The organism is Pandoraea anapnoica, assembly GCF_902459765.1.
Classification (GTDB): Bacteria; Pseudomonadota; Gammaproteobacteria; order Burkholderiales; family Burkholderiaceae; genus Pandoraea; species Pandoraea anapnoica.
This window is the reverse complement of sequence record NZ_CABPSP010000006.1, coordinates 219,314-238,056: the sequence shown is the minus strand read 5'-3', so window position 1 is coordinate 238,056 and position 18,743 is coordinate 219,314. Positions and strand designations below refer to the sequence as shown.

Here is an 18,743-nt window from a genome sequence, read left to right as displayed (position 1 = left end):
CTGAAGCAGGCGATGTGCGTCGATGTGACGTGCTTACATCCCGCAAGGCACCGGGCAGTCGTTGCGCACCGTCAGATTACGGAAACGCGCGAGCGCCCACAGCGGGAAGAACTTGCGATAGCCGTGGTAGCGGAGATAGAACACGCGCGGGAAGCCCGTCGCGGTGTACAGTTCCTCGTCCCACAGCCCTTCGTCGTTCTGCGTGTTCAGAAGGTAATCGACACCGCGCTTGACCGCCGGATGATCGGCCTTGCCCGCCGCCATCAGCCCGAGCAGGGCCCAGGCCGTTTGCGACGACGTGCTTGGTGCGGCTTCATAGCCCTTGTATTCGAGCTTGTAGCTGTCGCCGTCCTCGCCCCAGCCGCCGTCGGCGTTCTGGATCGAGAGTAGCCACTGCGCAGCACGGGCCATCGCCGGGTGTTCCGGCAAAATACCCGCCGCAGCCAGACCGCACATCGCCGACCACGTACCGTACACAAAATTCATGCCCCAGCGGCCGTACCAGCTACCGTCGGCTTCCTGATCGTCGAGGATGTATTTCAGCGCCAGATCGGCCGACGCACGGCGCTCAGGCGACTGCGGCAATTGCGCGAGCATCGACAGACAGCGCGCAGAGACGTCCACCGTCGGCGGATCGAGCAGCGCACCGTGGTCCGAGAACGGAATGTTGTTCAGGTACAGATGCGTGTTTTCCGGCTCGAATGCGCCCCAGCCACCGTTGCTGCTCTGCATGCCGATGACCCACTCCGTGCCGCGATCGATCGCATGACGCATCGGACGCGCGCTCGCATCGACCTTGTCGTTCTCGAAGGTGCCAGCGAGCTTCTCGTAGCGGTCCATGGCCATGGCGACCACGGCCGTGTCGTCCACGTCCGGATAGTGCGGATTCGCGAATTGGAAGGCCCAGCCCCCCGGACGCACGTTCGGACGGCGCGAGATCCAGTCGCCACGCACATCGAGAATCTGCAACGGGATGAGCCATTCCAGCCCCTTGCCCGCCAGTTCGATAGCGCGCTTGTCGCCGGTTTCCAGCAACGCATGGGCCGAAAGCGCGGTGTCCCACACCGGCGACAGACACGGCTGCACGTACGTCTCGTGATCGGCCGGCGTCACCAGCTTCTCGACCGACTTGCGGGCAATCGCCCGACTCGGATGATCTTCCGGGTAACCGAGCACGTCGTACATCATGACGGCGTTGGCCATCGCCGGATAAATCGCGCCGAGGCCGTCTTCACCGTTCAGACGCTCTTCCACGAACTCGACCGCGCGCTTGACCGACTTCTCGCGCAGCTTCTTCGGGAAGAACGGATCGAGCGCACGCAGCACGTGATCGACACCCGAGAAGAACGTGAACCAGAAGCGGCTCTGATGCGGGGCGCGCCTGGGCGGACCAACATCCTTAGGGCTGCCGATGAACAGTTCGTCGATGGTCACGCCCTTCGGATTGCGCGCGAGCGGGCGCTTGGCCTGCAACACGAGCAACGGCACAATCACCGTGCGCGCCCAGTACGAGACCTTCGACAGATGGAACGGGAACCACTGCGGCAGCAGCATGATTTCGACGGGCATCATCGGCACCGCCTTCCATTCGAGCACGCCGTAGAGCGCCAGCAAAATGCGCGTGAAAACGTTCGAATTCTGCGCCCCGCCACGCGAAATGATGGCTTCGCGCGCGCGCACCATGTGCGGCGCATCGATCGGCTCGCCGATCATCTTGAGCGCGAAGTACGCCTTCACGCTCGCGCTCATGTCGAACTTGCCGTTGTGGAACAGCGGCCAGCCGCCGTGCTCGCCCTGAATGCGACGCAGATACACAGCGATCTTCGCTTCGAGCTCGGCGTCGACCTTCTCGCCCAGATGGTGACGCAGCAGTACGTACTCGGCCGGAATCGTCGCATCGGCTTCCAGTTCGAACAGCCAGTGACCGTCGTCCTGTTGCAGATCGAGCAGCGCCGTGATCGAGCGGTCGATACCGGTTTCCAGCGTCTGCGTCGCCATCGCCGTACTCACCTTTTGAGCGAGTTCGGTGTGCAGTTTGAGGTCCACAGCCGTGGCAGCGGCCGTGCGTCGCGCTTCCTTTTCGGAAGCATCGCGTATCGTATCCATGGCGTTCTTGCCTATTCAAAGGCGATAGAGCGGCGCGCGTTAAGCGCCGGTTAAACATTTATAGTCGCAGTGACACGCGCAATGACAGCCGCAATGACAGCCGCAACCGGTCAGGCCCGGTGCAGCAGATCGGCTGCCAGATTCCCGCTGCGCAGTGCGCCCTCGATGGTCGCGGGCAGGCCGGTAGCCGTCCAGTCGCCAGCCAGCAGCAGATTGCGCCAGCGCGTCTTCGCACCGGGGCGACGCTTGTCCTGCGCGGGCGTCGCCGCAAACGTGGCGCGCTTCTCGCGCACCAGTTGCCACACCGGCATCGGCGTGGACGGAATCTTGCAAGCCTTGGCAACCTCTTCCCAGATGCGAAGCGCGAGCGCTTCACGCGACTCGTCGAGCAGATGGTCGGCCCCGCTGATCGTGACCGAGAGACGGCCGTCGAACGCGAAAATCCAGTCGCTCACACCGTTCACCACGCCGATCATCGGCGGGCAGCCCGGCGGCGGCGGCACCTGGTAGTGCGCATTGACGATGGCACGGTACTCGTCCGGTGCCGTGAGCGACGGCACCAGCGACGCCGCCACATTCGGCGGCACCGCCAGCACCACGGCATCGTCGGCGGCCAGCGGCTCAGGCCCGTCGCCGAAATCAATCGCTTCGACGCGGCTGCCGTCGGCGGCAAAATGCAATTCGCGCACACGGTGCTGCATCATCACGCGCGCGCCCTTCGCTTTCAGATACGCCAGCGCGGGCGTCACGAACGAGACGTCCAGCCCTTGCGTGGCAATCAGCGGATGGCAGGACTTGCCGCCCGGCACCAGCGTCTCGCGCAGCACCGCCCCGGCCATCTGCGCCGATCCCTCCGCCGGATCGGCGTTGAGCACCGCGAGGAACAGGGGATGAATCAGCCGCTTGTACAGCATCGGCGGGCAATTCATGGCGTCGGTCATAGTGGCGTCCGGCCCGGCGCGCAGCAGCGGCGCGAGCGACAGATAGTCCGACCACTTCGTGCCGGGCACGCGGGCGTGCTTGTCGAAGATCCACCACGGCAGACGCCCTTCCGAGAGCCGCACCGTCCAGCGTTCGTCGCTTTCAAGATCGACGAACGCGAACTCGGCGCGATCCGGGCCGGTCAGCGTGTGCTCGGAACCGATGGTGCGCGTGAACTCGCGCATCGTCGTGTTGCCCGCAAGCACCAGATGGTTGCCGTTGTCGATCACGGCACCCAGTTGCTTGTCGAAGTACGAACGGCAACGTCCACCGGCCTGCGGTGCGGCTTCGTGCAGCACCACGGCAACGCCGCGCGTGGCGAGTCTGACGGCGGCGGCCAGCCCAGCCAGGCCAGCGCCAATGACGTGAACGGTACCCGCCATCAGAAAACCATCTGCCGCACGAGCATCAGAATGAGGCGCCAGCGCGGCACACGCACGCGCTCGCGGGGCACAGCGAAGCCGCGCGCAATGAGTTTGTCGAGAATCGCGCCGTATGCCTTCGCCATCACGGCCGGTGCCACCACGACACGTCGCGGATGGCGCGCCATGATCGTGCGGGCGCGGGCGTAATGCTCACGCGCCTGCGCCACGAGCGGCGCACACGCCTTATCGAGACGGGCCGCGACGACCATGTCGGGTGTCGCACCGACGATACCGGCGTCCGCCAGCGTTTCACGCGGAAGATAGACGCGACCAATGCCCGCATCTTCGTCGATATCGCGCAGAATGTTCGTCAACTGGAGCGCACGGCCGAGGTGATACGAGAGATCGATGCCGTCCTGCTCGGGCATGCCGAACACCTTGACCGACAGACGGCCGACGGCGCTAGCCACACGATCGCAATACAGGTCGAGCGTGGGCAGGTCGGGGGCGACGATGGGACCGCAGGCATCCATTTCCATGCCGTCGATGACCGCGAGGAAGTCTTCGTGCTTCAGGCCGAATTGCTTGACGGCGCGGGCGAGATTGGCCAGCGAAGGCGTCGGACGGCCGTCGTAAAGATCGGCCAGATCGCGCCGCCACACGGCCAGACGCGCCATGCGGTTCGCCGACGTGTCGTCGCCGTCGTCGGCGATATCGTCCACGGCACGACAAAAGGCGTAGATCTCGAACATGCCTTCGCGTTGCGCGGGCGGCAAAATGCGCATGGCAGCGTAAAAACTGCTGCCCGACGCCACGCGTGCACTGCTTTGCTCAGGCGAAATTTCGATCGGTTCGGCGACGCTCACGAGGCTCCTCGTCGTACAGGGGAACAGGGTGACACTGCTATAAGGCCCAGAGAAATCTGGCAAAGGGTGAAGTATACCGGGGTTTGGCACGACTTTCCCGACAGGATGAGGGGCGATGACATAGAATCTCGGGGCATCGCGCGCCGCTCCGGGGTTTCGACCTTCGAAACCAAATTTCGAAGCGGCATGGCCCTCATTCGCTTCACGTTCGCCTCACACGCATCACCCGATGACTTCCGACGCCAAGATCGAGCATTACGAGAACTTCCCGGTCGCCAGTGTCCTGCTGCCGCGCGAAATGCGCGCGCCGGTAGGCGTGATCTACAACTTCGCCCGCACGGCCGACGACATTGCCGACGAGGGCGATGCCACCAACGCCGAGCGCCACGCCGGGCTGGCCGCCTATCAGGCCGAACTCGACAAGATCGCCGCCGGGCAGCCGACGTCACCCGACATGCCGCTTTTCGCCGCCCTCGCCCGGGTGATCGCCGAACACCGCCTCTCGGTGCAACCGTTCTCCGACCTGCTCTCCGCCTTCGATCAGGACATCGAGACCAAGCGCTACGCCACGTTTGCCGACCTGCGCGACTACACGCGCCGCTCGGCCGATCCGGTCGGTCGCATCATGCTCGGCCTGTTCAAGCTCGACACGCCGGAAAACATCGCCTGCTCCGACGACATCTGCTCGGCGCTGCAACTGATCAACTTCTGGCAGGACGTGGAGGTCGACTGGCGCAAGGCGCGCGTGTATCTGCCGCAGGACGACATGGCCCGCTTCGGCGTGACGGACGCCGACATCGGCGCGCACAAGTACGACGACAAGTTCCGCGCGCTCATGCGCTACGAAGTCGACTTCGCCCGCAAGATGATGTTGCGTGGCGCACCGCTGGCGAACCGCGTGCCGGGCCGCTTCGGGCTGGAACTGTGCTGCGTGGTGCACGGCGGCCTGCGCATTCTCGACATGATCGAAGCCGTCGATTACGACGTCTTCCGTCATCGCCCTCAACTGGGCAAGAGCGACGGCATCCGCGTTTTCCTACGCGGCCTTGGCATGAAGCTGAGCGGCAGACCGCCGAAGGCCTGAGCGCTCGGGCATTTCGGCGCCGTGGCACCAACGAATACCTCAGCGTTGGCGCTTCTCTACCCTCCACGCCTACCCTAACGTGATGGGATAGCGCGTTCTACCTGCCGGACGGCTCCAAAGTCTCGTTCGGGTCCCCGGCCGCAGAACGCCCCGTCCATCCCTCACGGAGTCCGGGCACGTGAACCTGCCAGCCAGTCTGCAACGTCTCGCCTCGAACCGTTCGCCAGTGCGCTCGCACGCCGGGGTGTTGTTCGCCATCGTCATCGTGACCTGGGGCGTGAACTGGCCGGTCAGCAAGGCACTCCTCGCTCACGTCTCGCCGTGGTGGAGCACTGCGCTTCGCTCGGCCATCGGCATGGCGACACTGTTTGTCATCTGCGCGCTGAGTCGTCGTCTCGTGCTGCCGCGCCGGGGCGATTTGCCGGTGATCCTGAGCGTCGGCCTGTTGCACATGACGGCGTTCTCACTACTCGTCGCGCTCAGCCTGCAATACGTCAGCGCCGGACGCTCCGCCGTGCTCGCCTACACCACGCCGCTCTGGGTGATGCCCGCCGCTCGCCTGTGGCTGGGCGAGGCGCTCACCCCGCGACGCCTGCTCGGGCTGGCGTGCGGCCTGCTCGGCCTGCTGGTGATGTTCAACCCCATCGCGTTCGACTGGCACGACCACAACGCCATCCTCGGCAATGCCCTCGTGCTGCTGTCCGCGTTCGTGTGGGCAATCGCCATCGTGCATATGCGCGCGCACCGGTGGGTCAACGGCCCGTTCGAACTGAGCCCGTGGCAACTGCTGCTGGCAAGCGTCATGCTGTGCACACTGGCGTTCGTCGTCGACGGCGCACCGCGCGTGACCGGCTGGGCCGGTTTCTCGGCCTTGCTGACGTATGGCGGCGTGGTCGGCGGCGGCATCGCGTACTGGCTGGCGGGTGTGGTCACGCGTCAGTTGCCAGCGGGCGTCACGTCGCTCGGCCTGCTCGGCGTGCCCGTGGTCGGCACGCTGGCGTCCGCGCTGATCCTGCGCGAGTCGCTCGGGCTGGACGTCTGGATCGCGCTCGCCCTGATCGTCGGCGGCATTGCACTCGGCACCGTGCCGCGCGCTGCGACGCCATGCCGCACCGAAGACCCCGCCTGAGCGCGCCCGCGCTTGACCCATCGCAAGAACCGTTCGCGAAGCGAATGCCAGACTGCCGGAACGGCTGAGCCGCATGCTTTCGCGCGCCAGCACTTTTCGACGAACGGATCTGACATGAACGAGCAATGGCTGACGCTGGCCGGCCGCCGGCTGGTGCCGGTGGTACAAGGCGGCATGGGTATCGGCATCTCCGCGCACCGGCTGGCGGGCACGGTGGCGAAGCATAACGGCATGGGGACGATTGCGAGCATCGACCTGCGCCACCATCACCCCGATCTGCTCGCCCAGGTGGACGGCACACCGGGTAAGTCCAACTGCAAAGCCGCCATCGAAGCCGTCAACCTGATCGCCCTCGACCGCGAAATCCGCGCAGCCAAAGCGATTGCCGACGGCAACGGTCTCGTGGCGGTCAACGTCATGAAGGCGGTGAGCGCGCATGCGTCGCTCGTGCGTCAGGCGTGCGAGAGCGGCGCGGACGCCATCGTCATGGGCGCCGGTCTCCCGCTCGACCTGCCGGAACTCACCGCCGCGCATCCGCACATCGCCCTGATCCCGATTCTGTCAGACTCGCGTGGCGTCAGTCTCGTGCTGCGCAAGTGGATGAAGAAGGGCCGACTGCCGGACGCCATTGTCATCGAGCACCCGGCGCACGCGGGCGGCCACCTCGGCGCGTCGCGCATCGAGGATCTGGGCGATGCGCGCTTTTCGTTCGATCGCGTACTCACAGAGTGCCGTGAGATCTACGCTTCGCTGGGCATCGAGTGGACGCAGGTGCCGCTGATCGTTGCGGGCGGCATCTATCGTCACGAGCAGGTGAAGCATTGGCTCGCGCAGGGTGCGGCAGGCGTTCAGTTGGGGACGGCCTTCGCCGTCACCGAAGAGTCCGATGCGCATCCCGACTTCAAGCAAGTGCTGGCGAGTGCGCGCCCGGAAGACATCGCCGAATTCACCAGCGTTGCAGGCTTACCCGCGCGGGCTGTGCTCACGCCGTGGCTGAAAAAGTATCTCTCCCGCGAGACGGCCTTGCAGGCGAAGGCGAAAGTGCGTCAGTGCCTGGAGGGGTTCGATTGCTTGCAGGCGTGCGGCCTGCGTGACGGCGTTGCGCGCATCGGTCAGTTCTGCATCGACCTCAAGCTCGCACAAGCCGTGCGTGGCGATGTCGCCCGCGGCCTCTTCTTCCGTGGCCGCGATCCGCTGCCGTTCGGCGAGCGCATTCGTCCCGTGGCGGACCTGATGCGTTACTTGCTCACGGGGGAGCGCCCCACAGACGCAGACGTCGCACCCGCCGCCTGACAGGCCTACTTGGCGGGGGCTGAAGGTGTCGAGACCGGTGCTGACGCCGGGGGCTGAGTTGAAGGCTGAGTCGAAGGCGTAGTAGGAGGTGAGGTAAGTGGTGCAGACAGCACACCGGACGCAGGCACGCCCGCTGCGTCCCGCACGGCATCGATGCGCCCGGTCGGTTCGGCGGGCACCGGGGCACGCACCGTCGTCCGCTCGGCAATCCGCTTGTCGAAAAACGCCGCGAGTGCCGGGTCGTTCACTTTGAGATCGAACTGACGTTCGTCCACCGCATTGAAATAGCCGTCGCACATCTCCGCCTTGGCGGATTGCGTCGGCTGATCGTCGATGGTGTTCGAGTACACGACGAACTGGCGTTCGACGAGCTTCGGAAACTGGTTAGTCAGGAGATCGTCGAAGCGCTGACGCGCCTCAGGGTCGGTGTAGACGGCGCGCAGTTCGTCGCGCACGCGCTGGCCCTCAGTGAGATAGTCGCGATGCCGCGCCTGCCATGCACGCAGCACGGCATTCCCGTGCGCCTTGGTCGTCTCGCTATACAGCCCGCACTTCTGCACAAGTCGGTCCAGCACCTGACCAACGCCCTCGGGCGACGCGATCGCCGCGCCCATCAACTCCGCGTCGTTCGTGTATTGCGGCGGTTGCGCTAGCGCCGCCGTCGTCCAGACAAGCGCCGTGCCCGCAAAGGTGCAGGCGAACAGGCGTCGCAATGCTTTGCCAGATAGCATGATTGCCGGATCAAAGGGATGGCGGGCTCGGAAGGCCCCGCTCTTTGAGATATCGCATCGGCCACGACGTCGATGGCTGCATCTTAGCCGAAGTTTGTGACCGCCGAATCAGACCGCTCAGGCCGCCGTCAAACCGATGATGCCACCGGACAAGCGTCCGGCCCCAGCTTGGCCACCATGTAGCGCACGAAATCGTCGAGCTTGGACGACACGTAGCGCCCCGCCAGATGAACGAGATGCATTGGTTCGCTCAATTGCGCCTGCGCTTCGAGCACACGCACCAGACGCCCCGCCTCCACCTCAGGCGCGAGCAAATACTCGGGCAGCAGCGCGATGCCCATGCCATGCACCGCCGCCTGAAGCTGCGCGAGCGGATTGTGCGCGATGAGACGGGCATCGCCCACCGCCCCCGCCGGAGCAAACGCCCATCGCCCCAGCACTTCGTCGTAACGAAAGCCAAGACAGTCGTGTCCAGCCAGGTCGGCGGGCTGACGGGGTACGCCGCGTCGCGCGAGATAGCCGGGCGACGCGCACGCCACGCGCGTCACGCCGCGCAACGTGTGCGCGACCAGCCCCGGTTCGGGATTGCCGCCCGCCTGAAATGCGGCGTGAATGCCCTCTTCCTCCAGATCGACGGCCCGGTCCTTGAGCGCGAGGTCGAGCGCCACGTCCGGATGCGTCTGCAAGTACTCCGCGAAAATCGGCATGAGCAGATGCGAGCCGACGGTTGTAGGTGCGCACACACGAATCTGGCCGACGGGCCGCGAGATCGCCGACGCAAGCAGTGCCCCCGCAGGCCCCCCGTCGCCCAAAGCGTCAGCCGTCTCGACCCGCGCAAGCACTTCCGCACACTCGGTGAAATAGCGCTCGCCGAGTTCGGTGGGCATCTGACGCCGCCCGGCTCGGCGCAGCAACGGCTGGCCGAGTCGGGCTTCGAGCGCCTGCACGTGGCGCGTGGCCGTGACGGCCGACATCCCACAGGCGGCCGCACCGGCAGACAGGCTACCGGCGCGTACCACTTGCACGAACACCTCCATGCATTTGAGGCGGTCCATGGTCAGTCGCGCAGCTTCGCCCGGTCGATGGACATGTGCGTGGGCATCATGTTCTCGTTGGCGTTATGCATCACCCACAACGAACCCGCGACGATGATCGCAATCAGTCCGGCCGTGCACAGGAAGATGGCCGAGTTCTGACGCTGGCTGCGCTTCGCCCCGATGTGCAGGAAGTACACCAGTTGCACCACCAACTGCGCCACACACAGCACGACGATGGTCGCCAGCCCCCAGCCGGGTGGCACGAGCTTGAGCATGACCGCGCCGAATGACGCGAACGTCAGCACCAGCGACAGGAAGAACCCGATGATGTAATCGCGCAGATGGCTCTGCGAGGCGTAAGCGCCGTGGTCGTGAACTTGCGCGCTCGTCATACGAACTCCCGCAGATAGACGAAGGTGAAGACACAAATCCAGACGAGGTCCAGAAAGTGCCAGAACAGGCTCAGGCATTGCAGACGGCGACGCACGACCGGATCAAAACCGAAGCGTCCGATCTGATGGATCATCACCACGAGCCAAAGCAGGCCGCACGTGACGTGCAGACCGTGCGTGCCCACCAGCGTAAAGAACGCCGAGAGGAACGCGCTGCGCCCCGGGCCTGCGCCTTCGTGCAGCAGCGCCGAGAACTCGTAGACTTCCATCGCGACGAACGCCGCGCCCAGCGCGAACGTGATCCAGAGCCAGCGCTGGACGACGCTCTCGTTACCCGGACGCATCGACAGCGATGCCAGCCCGAACGTGAAGCTCGAGAGCAGCAGCAACATCGTCTCGCCGAGCACGAACGGCAGTTCGAACAGCTCGCGGCCTGTCGGGCCGCCTGCCGTGTTCGCGGCGAGCACGCCGAACGTCGCGAACAGCACGCAAAAGATGAGACAGTCGCTCATCAGGTAGATCCAGAAGCCGAGCGTCGTCGTAGCTCCTGCGTCGTGGTGCCCGTGAGCGTGGGCGTCGGCTCCGGCAGCAGTGCCGTGACCGTGTGAGGTGTGAAGGGATGCCGAGGACATCAGGCGGCCTTTTGCAGGGATTGATGCGCGCGATGCGCGGCACGCAGGTCGGCAAAGCGGGCGTTTTCGATACGCTCCACTTCGGCCGCCGGCACGTAGTAATCGACGTCGCGGTCGTAGGTGCGCCACAGGAACGTGGCAATCGTCGCGATCAGGCTCGCACCGGCCAGCCACCAGATGTGCCAGATCAGCGCGAAGCACATCACGAAGCTGAACGCCGAGACGATGAACCCGGTGCCGGTGTTACGCGGCATGTGGATATCTTCGTAGTGCGTCGGCTGTACATAGGCCAGACCGCGCTCCTTGTCGTCCCAATGCTGCTCCAGCGAGTCGATGTGCGGCACGTGCGCGAAGTTGTAGAACGGCGCGGGCGAAGACGTCGCCCATTCCAGGCTGCGCGCGTCCCACGGATCGCCCGTCAGATCGCGGTTGGCGTTGCGGTCGCGAATGCTCACGACGAGTTGCACGCCGAAGGACAGAATGCCCAGACCGATCACTGCGGCACCGACCGCCGCCACAATGAGGTACGGCTGCCAGTCGGCCTGCACGTAGTGGTTCATGCGGCGTGTCATACCCTTGAAGCCGAGCACGTACAGCGGCATGAACGCGAGGTAGAAGCCGATCAGCCAGCAGGCGAACGAGAACTTGCCCCAACGTTCGTTGAGCGTGAAGCCGAAGACCTTCGGGAACCAGAACGTAATGCCCGCGAGGCAGCCGAACACCACGCCGCCGATGATCACGTTGTGGAAGTGCGCCACGAGGAACAGCGAATTGTGCAGCACGAAGTCCGCGCCCGGCACAGCCAGCAGCACACCAGTCATGCCGCCGATGGCGAACGTCACCATGAAGCCGATGGTCCAGAGCGTGGCCGAGTGATAACGGATACGGCCCTGATACATCGTGAACAGCCAGTTGAACAGCTTCACGCCGGTCGGGATCGAGATGATCGTCGTCATGATGCCGAAGAAGGCGTTCACGTTCGCGCCCGACCCCATCGTGAAGAAGTGGTGCAGCCAGACGAAGAACGACAGAATGCCGATCGACGACGTGGCGTAGACCATCGACTTGTAGCCGAACAGCGGCTTGCGCGAGAACGTGGCGATGATTTCCGAGAACGCACCGAACGCGGGCAGGATCAGGATGTACACCTCCGGGTGACCCCAGATCCAGATCAGGTTCACGTACATCATGGCGTTGCCGCCGAGTTCGTTAGTGAAGAAGTGCATGCCGAGGTAGCGGTCGGCGGTGAGCAGCGCGAGCGTGGCGGTCAGCACCGGGAACACGGCGACGATCAGGATGTTGGTGATCAGCGCGGTCCACGTGAACACCGGCATCTTCATCAGGTTCATGCCCGGCGCACGCATGCGCAGGATCGTGACGATGAAGTTGATGCCGGTCAGCGTGGTGCCTAGCCCCGATATCTGTAGCGACCAGATGTAGTAATCCACCCCGACCGTCGGGCTATACCCCAGCTCAGAGAGCGGCGGATACGCGACCCAGCCCGTCGCGGCGAAATCGCCGACGAACATCGACATCATGACCAGCACTGCGCCCATCGCCGAGAGCCAGAACGACAGCGAGTTGACGAACGGAAACGCCACGTCGCGCGCGCCGATCTGCAACGGCACGATCACGTTCATCAGGCCCAGCACCAGCGGCGTGGCCACGAAGAAGATCATGATGACGCCGTGCGCCGTGAAGATCTGATCGTAGTGATGCGGCGGCAGATAGCCCGCTTCGCCACCGGCGGCGATGGCTTGCTGCGCGCGCATCATGATCGCGTCGGCAAAGCCGCGCAGCATCATGACGAGCGCGAGGATGATGTACATGACACCGATGCGCTTGTGGTCGACGGAGGTAATCCACTCCGTCCAGAGATAGCCCCACTTTTTGAAGTACGTGATGGCGCCGAGCAGCGCCGCGCCGCCCAGCAGCACCACGACGAGCGTGCCCATGATGATGGGCTCGTGCAGTGGGATGGCGTCGAGATCGAGTTTTCCGAACATGACTTACTCCGTGAGCGCGCGCTGCGACGCGGGTTGTGCACCGACCTCGCGCTCGGGACGCTGCGCGAGGAGCGCGCGGCTGTCCAGTTGGCCGTCCACGCGGCAATTGGCGGCGGCGATGATGTCGTCGATGGCGCTGTTGCCCGAGACACGCATGCCTTGCGTCCCCTGCATGCGACCATCCATCGGCCCCATGTACTTGCCGACGACGGCGTCGAACAGGCCCGGCATGACGTTGGCGTAGATGGCGACCGGCGCAGCGGTGCCCGGCTGCTCGAGCTTCACGTAGGTCGGTGCGTCGAGCGTGTCGGGCACGGCCTGCGCTTGCCTGACCCACTTGTCGAAGTCGCCCTGCGACGTGACGTGCGCCTTGAAGTGCATGTCCGAGAAGCCCGGGCCGCTATAGGCGGACGACATCCCCGCGTAAGTGCCGGTCTCGTTGGCGATCAGGTGCAGTTTGGTCTGCATGCCCGACATCGCGTAGACCATGCTGCCCAGTTGCGGGATGAAGAACGCATTCATCAGCGACTCGGCCGTGATCTTGAACTCCACGGGGGTATCGACCGGCAGCACCAACTTGTTGACGGTGGCAACCTTGTAGTCCGGGTAGATGAACAGCCACTTCCAGTTCAGCGCCACGACTTCCACGCGCACCGGCGGCTTGTCGGCGGCGATGGGTTCGATGGGCTGATAGGGGTCGAGTTTGTGGGTCGTCTCCCAGATCATCACGGCAAGCGCTACAACGATGATCACGGGAATCGTCCACACGACGACTTCGATCTTGGTGGAGTGTGACCACTTCGGCGAGTAGGTCGCCGCGGTGTTGGTCTCGCGGTAGCGCCAGAAGAACACGAGCGTGAGCACGATGACCGGGATCACGACAAGCAGCATGACACCCAGCGCGATCAGGATCAGGTGTTTTTCCTGCTCGCCGACACTACCTTTGGGGTCAAACAACTCCATCGTGCAGCCGCTCATGGGCACCATCGCCATCGCTGCGGCGACGCGCGCACACCACGTGCGCCAAAGCGCGCCGGGTGTCGTGTCTGCCCTTCCTCTGCGGGCGAGCGAGACGTTATGCATGGACATCTTAAGCCTCTATGTATGGATACACTATTTGCGTGACGAATGCTACGCATGCACATATTCCATACATCGCGACATAATGACGCACTTGGGAACCGATGTTTCGCGCGTTGAAATCGAGATAAGGCGATGCCGCTCACAACGAAAAAACGCCAGGAATTGTGATTTCCTGGCGTTTTTTCGGTCGTGTCGATTACGTCACCACCTACAACTTGGAGGTTGACGTAATTACATACATTAGAATCTCCACGTTGCCGACACGGAACCAGCTATGTCGGCATTTCCGGCTTTGTACACATTGCTCGACACGGCCGCACCGAGCACGATCTTGCGGGCCATGCGATACGACACGCCAGCTTGCAGGCCGAGGCTGTCGCGACCGACGACCTCGCTACGTGTCGTGAACGACGCCCCCGGATAGCCCGCGAAGCTGGCCGTCTGGTTGATCGCGCCACTCGTCAGCTCGTGGTTCCACGTCGCTTGCAGATTGGCGGTCAGCGCGTTGCCCGAGATCATCGGCAGATCGAAGCGCAACTCCCCACCCACGCGGGTGCGAAGCGAGTTGAACGTCTTGCCGTCGAGATGCAGGCTGGCGCCGCCGTCTTCTGTGAGGCTCGGACGATACAGTGCGGTGTAGTCGAGCGCTGCCACCGGGCCTGCGCTCGTGGTGCTGCTCAACTGCCAGCGCCAGCCGCCGCCGATGCTTGCGGATGCCGTCGCGCCAGTCCATGTGCCGCGCGGCGTGGCCGAGTACCCGTTCACGGCGATGGTCCGGTCGACGCGGCCGTCCTCGACACCGAAACGCGCCAGGGCAAACGCGTGCGGGCCGACATTTGCTGACGGCACGTAACGGGCATGCACACCAATGTCGAACGCCGTCGTCTTGCCCGAGCCGGGCGTCTGCCCGTCCAGACGCGTCGACTGGCCGCTGACCGCGCCATGCGCGCCGATCGTCCAGTCGCGCCCCTCGCCCGCCACCTTTTCGACGCCGAATACCACGCCGTACGTGTTGCCGCTGGCACCCGCCGTGTCATCGTTGCGCCCGCGCCAGTAGCCGCTACCGAACGGCATGGCAAACCCGCGCCAGTTGCCGGTGAGCCCACCGTTGCCGACATTCTGAGCGCCGTCTGCACCGACGGCAGCGGCCACCAGATCCGTCAATTGACGTTCTCGCAGCAGGCCACCGGTGAACATCGCGCCGTAAGCGGCCGGTGTCAGTTGCGGCAATGCGCGGGCGATGTCGCTGCCGTCTGCTGCCGAGAAGTCGAGCGCCGTGACGAGCGGTTGCAGGTCGCGGCCGACGCTGCCCGCAATGCGGTCGAGCGCGGCACCGACACGACGGCTATTACCGTCGATGCCGTATTGCGAATAGGCATTGCCCGCGCGGGCAATCTGCACTCGGTACGTGTTGTTGCCGAGCGAACTCGCAGTGGCAAGCAATGTCGGCGAGGACAGAAGCGTCGTCACGTTGGCGAACGCACCGCCGATGCTCGACGCGTTCAGCCATTGATCCGACGTCACCGTCATGCCGCTTGCGTACCAGCCGCGTTGCGGCGCAATGGCGAGCGTGCCGTCGAGCGCCGCGTGGCCGGTCACGATCAGCTTGGTGAATGTCCCATTATCCGACAGTGAGGCTACGAGACGGCCCGTACTCGTCTGCGAGTAGTCACCGCCAATGCTGATGAAGCTGCCCGCCACTGACGGCGCAACAGTGCCCGCGTTCACGAACGCGCCCGCCGGGTCGAGCGTGTAGCGGCTATTGCCGGTCAGCGTCGCGCCGCTAAGCACAGCCACATCGTGCACCGTATGATCGCCGTTGATCTGGGTCGTCCCGCCTGCCATCGTCAGCGCCAGGTTGCCGCCGACGATATTGCCGTCGTAGCGCAGATTGAACGTGGGGTCCGCCGCACTCGTTGCGACGCCGCTGGCGTCAGGCGTCAGACCGAAATTCAGTTGAGTAAGACGCAGCGCCCCCAGGGCGTCCCGTTCGGCGTACTGGGAGATGATGTCGCCGTACAGCGCCGCCCCGCGCATGACGTTAATCTCGCCGACATAGCCGTTCTCCGACATGTACAGCGACGCGTACGTGCCCGCGAGACGGCCGGTAATGTCGGCGCGGGTCACGAGCGGACCATTGAGTTCGTCGGGCAGCGGCAAGGTCAGCTTGGTGACGGGATCGACTTTCGTCGAAATGTAAGACCCACGGTAGTCGCGAGCGTCGCCCAGCGCGTTATGGCCGAAATCGAAACTCGCCGCGATGCCGTTGGCCCCGAGTGCCTGAACGTCGCCACGCTGCACGAACGAATGGTTCTTGCCGTACGTGAACATCACGCCGCGCCCGTTGCTGCCGTCCGCATAGACGCGCGTGCCCGGCAGCACGGTCACGCTGTTGCCAACGCCGTCCACCCGAATGCCCGCCCCACCTGCGCCGATGGTCAGGAGGTCGGCGCGCTGCGCGACCGTGTTGCCGCTGCCGTAGATGTGCAAGCCGAGCCCGAGCGTCGAGGTGTTGTAAGTGTTCGGGATGTAGGCCGTGCCATCGGCATTGCGGCCGAAGAACGGGTTATCGTTAGTCAGCGTCTTGCCATCGTCGTAGATCGAGCGGCCGAAAAAATTACGCCGATCGATGTCGTAACCGAGGTCTTGCAGCGCGGCCAGTTCGGCCTCCATGAACGCCGTGTAGTTGCGGTACGTCTGGTGGCTCATCAGGCTGTTCTTGAGCTCGATGTGCGAGAAGATCGGCGAATCGTAGGCCGTCTCGTCGAACATCGCCTTCACGGGAATCCCCTTCATCGAATCCCCGAGCACTTCCCTGACGTGATCGCCGGTGAAGTACGCCGTGTCCTTGCGGGCGTCGAATGCGTCGGGGTCGGCTACCGTGCCTGCGTCTTCCGGCGTGAGAATCATTTGTCCGGCCTTCGCCTGACGACCGTTGTCGTCGTACAGGTGCGCGGACCAGGAGTCGAGGACCGTCGCAAACTGGTTCGTATGCAATTTCGACGGCAACTCGGTCTCGATAATGTTGGCCCCCACGCCCAGCGCATGCGCCACTTCGTGCAGCATGACGGCCGGCAGGTCGGCTGCGCTGTTGAGCGGGATCTGCGACGCCACCGGGGCCGCGGTCGAAAACGCCATATCGCCCAGCGTGATCTCGCCGTGCGCGCCGTGATAGTCGTTGCGCGCGAGCGGACTGTTCTGCAACGCCGCCTGCACCAGCGTCGGGTTCTGCCCGCCGGTGGCCGTCTGGTCGTTCGCCGCGAACGCATAGGGGCTGGCCGCGTGTGCGCCGTTCTCAGTGCTCATGCCCACGTTGATGATCGCCGGAGAACTTCCGGGCTTCACCTTGATGACTTCAGCCCAATAGTTCAGGGCGCTGCGGATCTGGTTGGTCTGCAGTGCTGTCAGGGTTCCAATCGAATATTGATCGTTGCCCTTCTCGTCAGTCGCATAAGGGCCGTCCGTCGGGGAAAACAGCCGGGCCTTGATGAACGCCGTGCCCCAATGGTCGGCAATGTCGACCGTTTCGTAAGCCTGTGCGGCCGACGTCATTACGCAAAGCGCCGCAAATGCGACGCAAGTCATCCGAATCGTCCTCATTCAGTACTCCATTGTTCTAGTTCGCTTCTGTAAGGCTTTGTAATGCGAAGCGAATGGTACGGAGCACCCTGAACGACGTCACTGCGATTTATACGGGGTTTTGCGGTGAGCGACCGTAACCGCCTATGAAATAAGCACTATTTCTCTCCGAGCATCGTGAATTCATCCGAAATCGGGCCGACCTGTATTAATCACAGTTTCGCGGCAAGTGGGCGACGACGATACTTCACTCACCGGCTAACGCAAGACAGCGACAGCCGCCAAACCCAACAAACCGACTTAAGGAGAAACACCATGCCCGCACTCGTCACCTACGGCTTCGCCTCCATCCTCGGCCTCGTCGGCACCATCGTCTCGGCCCTCGGCTGATCGGCACTGACTGACTTACCGACTTCCCCCCCTATACCGGAGAAATCACCATGAGCCTCATCCTCAACCTCGTCGACAGCCTCTTCTACAACGAAACCTGTATCGAAACCGGCATGCAATGCGCCATCCACGTCGGGCATGTGTTCGGCTACTAGGCCTGAGCCCCGCGCAACCTCACTCACGACGGAGAACACGTCATGATCGAAAATCTCCAAAACATGGCATTGATCGGCATGCGGCTCGCATTTGAGATCTGCCCGGCCCTCTTCACCTGATCGGGCACGCATGGAAGATCTCCCACCCAGAAAGGACCGCGCTCGCGGTCCTTTTTTTTTGCGCGAAAACAAATTAACCGGATTGCGCGAGACGTGTCGTCCGCGTGTATTTCGGCGAAATTTCGTCGTCCGGTGATTTTTTAGTAGGATTTCACTATTCCATAAAAAAACCGGGGCCAGCGGGATGTCATCTCCCACCAAAGTTTTCTGCATTGAGGACGACGTAGATTCGGCAGATCTGATTCGAGAAGATCTGACGGATCGCGGTTATGTCGTGAAAGTCGCGCACGATTTTTCGGCCGCGCTGGCGACGCTCGCCGCGTTCATGCCGGACATCATCGTGTGCGACGTCAACGTGCCGGGCATGACCGGCTTCGAGTTTCTGGAAAGCGCCCGCGGCATCATTCAGGGCGAACGCAAGATCCCGTTCATCTTCCTGACCGGCAACGCCGATAAGGAATCGATCATGCGCGGGCACAGCACCGGTGCGGACGAGTACATGCTCAAGCCTGTGGATTTCGACGTACTTGACACCGTCATCCGCAAGTACACCGAGCACGAAGAACCGGAGGAAGGCGCGCCGCTGCCCTTCGGTCTCTCGAAGCGAGAAGTGGAAGTGCTGCAATGGTCGGCGAAGGGCAAGACGTCGGCCGAAATCGCGATCATTCTCGATCTGGGCAAGCGCACGGTCGACTTCCACATCGACAATGCCCGCGAGAAGCTGAACGTCGCCACCCGCACCGAAGCCGTGGTGCGTGCGGCCCTGCTCAATATCATCCAGCTCTGAGCGCATC

At 63.8% G+C, this 18,743-nt stretch carries 15 protein-coding genes; 5 read left to right on the top strand and 10 right to left on the bottom strand.

Annotated features, from left to right (window positions below; translation table 11 throughout):
* Positions 1 to 33: 33 nt before the first annotated feature.
* From shc to hpnD, 3 genes are all read right to left on the bottom strand, one after another.
* Entirely contained in the window at positions 34 to 1,998 is a 1,965-nt protein-coding gene (shc, locus tag PAN31117_RS12470) for a squalene--hopene cyclase (protein WP_150738515.1), read from the bottom strand.
* Between the two features lie 218 nt (positions 1,999 to 2,216).
* Complete coding sequence (gene hpnE / locus PAN31117_RS12465) at positions 2,217 to 3,470, bottom strand: hydroxysqualene dehydroxylase HpnE (protein ID WP_150738462.1); 1,254 nt, start codon at positions 3,468 to 3,470, stop codon at positions 2,217 to 2,219.
* Positions 3,470 to 4,318 carry a presqualene diphosphate synthase HpnD gene (gene hpnD, locus PAN31117_RS12460; protein ID WP_150738461.1) on the bottom strand — a complete coding sequence of 283 codons (849 nt, stop codon included), beginning with the start codon at positions 4,316 to 4,318 and terminating at the stop codon, positions 3,470 to 3,472. Before hpnD ends, hpnE begins: the two co-directional genes overlap by 1 nt.
* A 229-nt stretch (positions 4,319 to 4,547) precedes the next feature.
* On the opposite strand from hpnD, the gene hpnC reads away from it, so the two are divergent.
* The 3 genes from hpnC (at position 4,548) to PAN31117_RS12445 (ending at position 7,824) form a co-directional block, all read left to right on the top strand.
* Positions 4,548 to 5,402, top strand: a complete 855-nt coding sequence (hpnC, locus tag PAN31117_RS12455) for a squalene synthase HpnC (RefSeq protein WP_150738460.1) — start codon at positions 4,548 to 4,550, stop codon at positions 5,400 to 5,402.
* Between the two features lie 178 nt (positions 5,403 to 5,580).
* Positions 5,581 to 6,531, top strand: a complete 951-nt coding sequence (locus PAN31117_RS12450) for a DMT family transporter (protein WP_246189048.1) — start codon at positions 5,581 to 5,583, stop codon at positions 6,529 to 6,531.
* Between the two features lie 114 nt (positions 6,532 to 6,645).
* A complete protein-coding gene (locus PAN31117_RS12445) occupies positions 6,646 to 7,824 on the top strand; it encodes an NAD(P)H-dependent flavin oxidoreductase (protein WP_150738459.1) in 1,179 nt (392 codons plus the stop codon).
* Between the two features lie 5 nt (positions 7,825 to 7,829).
* On the opposite strand, the gene PAN31117_RS12440 is transcribed toward PAN31117_RS12445, so the two are convergent.
* The 7 genes from PAN31117_RS12440 to PAN31117_RS12410 form a co-directional block, all read right to left on the bottom strand.
* Positions 7,830 to 8,555, bottom strand: a complete 726-nt coding sequence (locus PAN31117_RS12440; protein WP_150738458.1) for a hypothetical protein — start codon at positions 8,553 to 8,555, stop codon at positions 7,830 to 7,832.
* 128 nt (positions 8,556 to 8,683) lie between these two features.
* Positions 8,684 to 9,610, bottom strand: a complete 927-nt coding sequence (locus PAN31117_RS12435) for a LysR family transcriptional regulator (RefSeq protein WP_150738457.1) — start codon at positions 9,608 to 9,610, stop codon at positions 8,684 to 8,686.
* Between the two features lie 2 nt (positions 9,611 to 9,612).
* The gene (gene cyoD / locus PAN31117_RS12430; protein ID WP_150738456.1) at positions 9,613 to 9,984 is read right to left on the bottom strand and encodes a cytochrome o ubiquinol oxidase subunit IV; all 372 of its coding nucleotides are present in this window, start codon (positions 9,982 to 9,984) and stop codon (positions 9,613 to 9,615) included.
* Positions 9,981 to 10,616 (bottom strand): cytochrome o ubiquinol oxidase subunit III, encoded by a 636-nt coding sequence (cyoC, locus tag PAN31117_RS12425; RefSeq protein WP_150738455.1) that lies wholly within the window; start codon positions 10,614 to 10,616, stop codon positions 9,981 to 9,983. Before cyoC ends, cyoD begins: the two co-directional genes overlap by 4 nt.
* Entirely contained in the window at positions 10,616 to 12,622 is a 2,007-nt protein-coding gene (gene cyoB / locus PAN31117_RS12420; RefSeq protein ID WP_150577355.1) for a cytochrome o ubiquinol oxidase subunit I, read from the bottom strand. Before cyoB ends, cyoC begins: the two co-directional genes overlap by 1 nt.
* 3 nt (positions 12,623 to 12,625) lie before the next feature.
* The gene (gene cyoA / locus PAN31117_RS12415; RefSeq protein ID WP_442417691.1) at positions 12,626 to 13,585 is read right to left on the bottom strand and encodes a ubiquinol oxidase subunit II; all 960 of its coding nucleotides are present in this window, start codon (positions 13,583 to 13,585) and stop codon (positions 12,626 to 12,628) included.
* Positions 13,586 to 13,945: 360 nt separating this feature from the next.
* Complete coding sequence (locus PAN31117_RS12410) at positions 13,946 to 17,305, bottom strand: autotransporter outer membrane beta-barrel domain-containing protein (protein WP_150738454.1); 3,360 nt, start codon at positions 17,303 to 17,305, stop codon at positions 13,946 to 13,948.
* A 156-nt stretch (positions 17,306 to 17,461) separates the two neighbouring features.
* Between PAN31117_RS12410 and PAN31117_RS12405 the strand changes: the two genes are divergently transcribed.
* On the top strand, positions 17,462 to 17,674 hold the full coding sequence (locus PAN31117_RS12405; RefSeq protein WP_150738453.1) for a hypothetical protein: 213 nt from the start codon (positions 17,462 to 17,464) through the stop codon (positions 17,672 to 17,674).
* A 459-nt stretch (positions 17,675 to 18,133) separates the two neighbouring features.
* A complete protein-coding gene (locus tag PAN31117_RS12400) occupies positions 18,134 to 18,736 on the top strand; it encodes a response regulator transcription factor (RefSeq protein WP_150738452.1) in 603 nt (200 codons plus the stop codon).
* Positions 18,737 to 18,743: the final 7 nt, after the last annotated feature.

Bases quoted from the DNA above. Each gene is read 5' to 3' on its own strand.
- cyoD (WP_150738456.1), bottom strand. From the start codon at position 9,984: ATGACGAGCGCGCAAGTTCACGACCACGGCGCTTACGCCTCGCAGAGC.
- PAN31117_RS12400 (WP_150738452.1), top strand. From the start codon at position 18,134: ATGTCATCTCCCACCAAAGTTTTCTGCATTGAGGACGACGTAGATTCG.
- PAN31117_RS12435 (WP_150738457.1), bottom strand. From the start codon at position 9,610: ATGGACCGCCTCAAATGCATGGAGGTGTTCGTGCAAGTGGTACGCGCC.
- shc (WP_150738515.1), bottom strand. From the start codon at position 1,998: ATGGCGACGCAGACGCTGGAAACCGGTATCGACCGCTCGATCACGGCG.
- cyoA (WP_442417691.1), bottom strand. From the start codon at position 13,585: ATGGAGTTGTTTGACCCCAAAGGTAGTGTCGGCGAGCAGGAAAAACAC.
- PAN31117_RS12410 (WP_150738454.1), bottom strand. From the start codon at position 17,305: ATGAGGACGATTCGGATGACTTGCGTCGCATTTGCGGCGCTTTGCGTA.
- PAN31117_RS12445 (WP_150738459.1), top strand. From the start codon at position 6,646: ATGAACGAGCAATGGCTGACGCTGGCCGGCCGCCGGCTGGTGCCGGTG.
- cyoB (WP_150577355.1), bottom strand. From the start codon at position 12,622: ATGTTCGGAAAACTCGATCTCGACGCCATCCCACTGCACGAGCCCATC.
- hpnC (WP_150738460.1), top strand. From the start codon at position 4,548: ATGACTTCCGACGCCAAGATCGAGCATTACGAGAACTTCCCGGTCGCC.
- hpnE (WP_150738462.1), bottom strand. From the start codon at position 3,470: ATGGCGGGTACCGTTCACGTCATTGGCGCTGGCCTGGCTGGGCTGGCC.
- PAN31117_RS12440 (WP_150738458.1), bottom strand. From the start codon at position 8,555: ATGCTATCTGGCAAAGCATTGCGACGCCTGTTCGCCTGCACCTTTGCG.
- cyoC (WP_150738455.1), bottom strand. From the start codon at position 10,616: ATGTCCTCGGCATCCCTTCACACCTCACACGGTCACGGCACTGCTGCC.